Raw genomic sequence first — 1,520 nt, 5'->3', positions numbered from 1 at the left:
GTAGTGTCATCCTGAACGGAACGCAGTGTAGTGAAGGATCTAGCGGTCAGTGGTTAGCGGTCAGTGGACAGTGTCATCCTGAACGAAACGCAGTGTAGTGAAGGATCTAGCATTCCCTATTGAGTCAAAAAATTTCGACCGCGCGCTTCGCGCGCAGTTGATACGGACTCGTTCTATTTGACCACTCTTCTTTTGCGGTCGCGGGACTGCAAGCCCGCGACAAATAAATCAAATAAATCGAATGCGCTACGCTTTTATTCTAAGACGGGGCGAACAGACCGACCGCGGTAGCGGTAGTAGTAGCTCACGAGCTGGCAACCCGAACCGAAGTACAAGCCGTAAGCGCCCTCGCTGTTGCCCCCGCGCGGAGTAGAACTCCAGTAGAATCCGTCACTCCCTGCGCCCTCCAAGTCAGAACCGCTACGGTACCCTGCAGCTGGGAGAAAAATGCTGTTGGTATTTCCTGCCGCACAATTGCTAACCACATACCCCTTAATTGTATTTCCAGCAGCATCTAATTTACTACTCGGAATCCAAGTCCATGTGCAATTATCTACCAATTCCTGCATTTGTGCACTCGTGGGCATTTTCCATTTGCCGCCCCAGTTTGCTCTGGCAGCATCATATTTTACATTTCCTGCTATATCAAAATTGAATTCTTCTTTTTCATAAGTTAAAGAATTCTCTTCAGTGTATTCCGCTTTCGGCTTTGTTTCGCCCCAAGCAAAGTAATCTCCATAATCGACAGGCGAATTTGCGCCCACATTCATGTTCGCCCACTTGACACTTAAGCCTAAATCCACAGCTTTAATACTTGTTTGTAATGCTAGTACATTGAATACAGAATCTGCATAAGCCTGTCTATAAGCCGCTACCGAGTCTTTATATGCTTGCGAATTCACGTAAGCCTCGTAAGCCGCAACTGAGTCTTTATATGCCTGCGAATTCACATAAGCCTCATAAGCTGCCACCGAGTCTTTATACGCCTGCGAATTCACGTATGCTTGGTAAGCGGCAATTGAATCTACCACGTGATTCACCAACTTCTTTCGATTTTTCCAATCTATTGATTTCCACTCTGTTGAAGAAACTACCGGGCGAATAGATGCTTGATCATTATATTCAAGTTCTCCATTTCCACGGTGTGATTGTTCAAAGACAAAGCCGGTTTTATTATCTATATAATAGCCCTTTATATTAACATCTTCGCGAGTGCCTTCTGAGCGGTACCCTGCTGCAGGCAAAAATATCGTGTTTCCATTTGAGCCAATCACTTTATAGCCCGGAACATTTTCTCCATCTACGGTCGTGTAAGAAGTCCACACCCATTCACATTCTTCTCTTAATTCTTTGAAATCAGTTCTTGTAGGAATTCGCCAAGCACTCCCCCAAATCGCAGTCGCGGCATCAAAATCGGGGTTCGCCGTTATAATGTCAATCGATTTTATAATGACATCATAAGCTTCATCTCCCCACATGTCTTCTAAAGAATCTTGGATATCTTTATCTGCGTTAGGTGT

At 45.1% G+C, this 1,520-nt stretch carries 1 pseudogene; it reads right to left on the bottom strand.

The window, feature by feature from the left end:
* Positions 1–254: 254 nt before the first annotated feature.
* A pseudogene (locus B0H50_RS13420) lies at positions 255–1,520 on the bottom strand (DUF1566 domain-containing protein); the annotation flags it as partial.

This window comes from Hallerella porci, assembly GCF_003148885.1.
In the GTDB taxonomy this organism is placed as follows: Bacteria; Fibrobacterota; Fibrobacteria; order Fibrobacterales; family Fibrobacteraceae; genus Hallerella; species Hallerella porci.
The sequence above is the reverse complement of the archived record's forward strand: the minus strand, read 5'-3'. Positions and strand labels throughout refer to the sequence as shown.